Source organism: Roseateles sp. P5_E11 (assembly GCF_054049355.1).
Genome location: NZ_JBFUMO010000569.1, coordinates 1 through 3689, shown reverse-complemented (window position 1 = coordinate 3689; position 3689 = coordinate 1). Strand labels below are relative to the sequence as shown.

The 3689-nt window shown below is 66.6% G+C and carries 3 protein-coding genes; all 3 read left to right on the top strand.

Annotated elements, in window-relative coordinates; all coding sequences use genetic code 11:
* The coding region (locus tag ACXJKR_RS27090; RefSeq protein ID WP_457325451.1) for a YfiR family protein at window positions 1-283 on the top strand (283 nt) is incomplete at its 5' end.
* Window positions 280-3285 carry a response regulator gene (locus ACXJKR_RS27085; protein WP_457325449.1) on the top strand — a complete coding sequence of 1002 codons (3006 nt, stop codon included), beginning with the start codon at window positions 280-282 and terminating at the stop codon, window positions 3283-3285. The genes ACXJKR_RS27090 and ACXJKR_RS27085, both read left to right, overlap by 4 nt.
* 2 nt (window positions 3286-3287) lie before the next feature.
* On the top strand, window positions 3288-3689 hold a 402-nt coding region (locus tag ACXJKR_RS27080), incomplete at its 3' end, for a response regulator (RefSeq protein ID WP_457325447.1).

Sequence of the window (3689 nt, the reverse complement as noted above, 5' to 3'; positions counted from 1 at the left end):
TCTCAAGGCCGGAGAACTGCCCCGCAGTGTCCAGCTCATCTTTGTGAGCGGCGCCGACACCCCGCAACTCAGGCGCACGCTCGAGCCCTACAAGGCCCTGCCGACACTGACGGTCTCGGACATCCCAGGCGGCATCGACGCAGGCTGCGTCATCAACTTCATGCTGGTGGACAACCGGGTGCGCTTCGAGATCTCGGTCCGCAACGCGGAGCGGCATGGGCTCAAGATCAGCTCGCGCCTGTTGGCTGTCGCACAGCGCGGGAACCCAGGGGCCTCTGAATGAGGATCCGGCTGCGTTCGATAAGCACCAAGCTGCTGCTGATGGTGCTTGCCGTCAACGCTTGCACACTGCTTGGGGCCAGCGCCGCCTTCTTCTATCACGACATGGTGGAGAACCGCGACCRCTCGGTGCGCGAACTGACAACGCTAGCCGACATCCTCGGCCAGGGCAGCGCGACAGCCCTGGAGTTCGATGATTCCAAGGTTGCCACCGACACCCTCGGCCAGTTGCGCGGTGACCCCAATATCAATGCCGCGGCAATCTACACGGCAGGCGGCAAGCTGTTTGCGCGCTATGTGAACGCAGCCACTCCTGGCGCGGCCCTGCCTGCCGAGCCGCCATCTGCGGGGGTACAGGTCCTGCGCAGCAATCTGATCGTGATGCTGCCGGTCAATGGCGCCAATGGCCGCCTGGGAGCGGTCTACATCGATGGCCGTTACGACGTCGCCCAATGGCTGCGGGACTATCTCCTGATCTTCGGCGTCGTGCTCGGTGGCAGCCTCGCCCTGGGCCTGCTGGTGTCCTTTCGGCTGCAGCGCCGCATCACCCGGCCCATGCTGGCTGTCAGCGAAGTGGCGCAGCAGGTCATGCAGCAGCGCGACTTCAGCCTGCGTGCCCGCAAGACGACCGAGGACGAGATCGGAGAGCTGGCCGAATCCTTCAACGGCATGCTGCAGACGCTCGAGCATGAGATCGCCGAGCGCAGCACGGCCGAGGTGGCCGTACGCACGCTGAACGCGGAGCTGGAGCAGCGCGTCGAGCGGCGCACCGCGGAGCTGGTCGTTCGCACCCAGGAGGCCGAGGCCGCGAGCCGCGCCAAGGCCGACTTCCTCGCCAACATGAGCCACGAGATCCGCACGCCGATGAATGCCGTGCTCGGGCTGGCCTACCTGCTCGCGAACAAGCCGCTGGAGCCCGATGCGCTGGACCTGGTCAAGAAGATCCGCAATGCCGGCCGGTCGCTGCAGACCATCATCAACGACATCCTGGACTTCTCCAAGATCGAGGCCGGCCAGCTGGAGATCGAAGAGGCCCCCCTGCACCTGGACGGCGTGCTGGACAACCTGGCCAACATCATGAGCGCCAATGCGGGCGACAAGGATCTGGAGCTTGTCATCTCGCCGGCGCCCGATGTTGGTGGCGAACTGCACGGCGATGCGCTGCGGCTCGAACAGATCCTGATCAACCTGACCAGCAACGCCATCAAGTTCACCTCCAGCGGTGTCGTCAAGGTCGGCATCGCGCTGCTGGAGCGCACCGACGGCTCGGCTCGCCTTCGTTTTTCGGTCAGCGACACGGGCATCGGCATTCCGCTGGAGAAGCAGAGCCACATCTTCTCGGCCTTTGCCCAGGCGGACATGTCAACGACTCGCCGCTTCGGAGGTACCGGGCTGGGATTGGCGATCTGCCGCCAGCTCGTCACCAAGATGGGCGGAGAGATCGGCGTCATCAGCACGCCTGGCAAAGGCAGCGAATTCTGGTTCAGCCTGCCTTTCAAATGGGTCCCGATCCAGAACTACCAGCCCGCGGCGCTGTCAAAACTGGAAGTCCTGGTAGCGGACGACAGCGACGTGGCGCGCGAAAACCTTGCGCTGACCGCTCGGGCCATGGGCTGGGCACCCACGCTGACCGATTCCGGCGAAGCCGCCCTCGGCAAGGTGCGCAATCGACTCCAGGGCACCGAGGCCTATGACGTGCTCCTGCTGGACTGGAAGATGCCCGGCCTGGACGGGCTGGCGACCGCGCGGGCCATCCGCCGCACGATGGAGGGACAGCAAGCGCCCATCGTGCTGATGGTGACGGCCTACTCCCGGGACGAGCTCCTCAAGAGCGAGGGCAGCGAGCTGATCGACGGCGTGCTCAACAAGCCCGTGACCAGCTCTTCGCTGTACAACAGCGTGGCCCAGGCCATGCGACGCCGGGGGGTTGCGACCATGTCCGACAGCCCGCAAGCCGAGGCGACGCAGCGCCTTGTTGGCCTGCGCGCCCTCGTCGTTGACGACAGCGACATCAACCGCGAGGTTGCGCTGCGCATCCTCGAGTCCGAAGGCGCCACCGTGCAGCTGGCCGAGAACGGCCTGCAGGCCCTGGATTGGCTGACGGCCCATGTCGGCGAGGTCGACATCGTGCTGATGGACGTCCAGATGCCGGTGATGGACGGCTACCAGGCAACGCGCGTGCTGCGCGGCACGCCAGGCCTGGCAGACCTCCCGGTCATCGCGCTGACGGCCGGCGCGTTCAAGATCCAGCAGGAAGAGGCGCGGGAAGCCGGCATGAATGCCTTCGTGGCCAAGCCCTTTGCCGTCGATGAGCTRATCGCGGCCATTCAGCGCCTGACCGCGCAGCGCGAGCCGGCCGACATCGCATCCGTCGAGGCCGTGGCGCCGGTCGGCCCGCAGGCCGAGGACGGCGTGCCCTTTGAAGACATCTCGGTGGCCGACGCGCGCAAGGTCTGGCAGGACCTCGCCGTCTACCGGAAGTTCCTGGCCAAGTTTGCCCGCGACAACGGCGACAGCGCGGCGCAGCTGCGCAAGCTGCTCAACCAGGGGCAAGAAAAGGAAGCCACCGCCCTGCTGCACAAGCTCAAGGGCTCTGCGGGCAACCTGGCTCTTCCCCAGCTGGCACGCGCTGCCGGCCGCCTGGAGCATCGGCTGATCGAAGGCAGGGACCCCTTCGACGAATGGGCACCGTTCGAGGCCGCCTTCGCCCAGGCCCTCCGATCGATTGCGGCGTTCACGGCTGACGCCGCCGCGAATGAACCGCAGCCGGCGCCGGCCAGCCCGTCCGTCGACAGGGCACGGGTGGCGGCCCTGCTTCATGAGCTGCTGGACGCACTGGACAGCGACAACCCGGACCTGGCCGCACCCGTGCTCCAGCGTCTGGACGGGCTGCTGCCGCAGGCCACGCTGGCCGCCTTGCTGGCCAGCGTCGAGGAGTTCGATTTCCGGCGTGCGGAACAGATGGCGCGGGACCTCGTCGCCGAACTGGAAGAGCAAAGGAAGTAGGCATGCCGAACGGACCCATCCTCATCGTCGACGACGAGCCGATCAACCTCGCAACCTTGAAGCAGATCCTCGCGCCGCACTATCCGCTGGCGTTCGCGCGCAGTGGCGGTGAATGCCTCGCCGCCGCGCAGAAGCACCAGCCTTCGTTGATCCTGCTGGACGTCCAGATGCCCGACCTGGACGGCTATGAGGTCTGCCGCCGGCTCAAGGCCGCCCCCCAGACCCAGCACATCGCCGTCATCTTCGTGACGGCGCTGGCCGACGTCGGCGACGAGGCCGCGGGATTCGACTGCGGCGCGGTCGACTACATCGTCAAGCCCGTGTCGCCGGCCCTGGTGCTGGCACGGGTGCGCACCCACCTGTCGCTGGTGCATACCTCCATGCTGGAGCGCTACGTCAAGGAG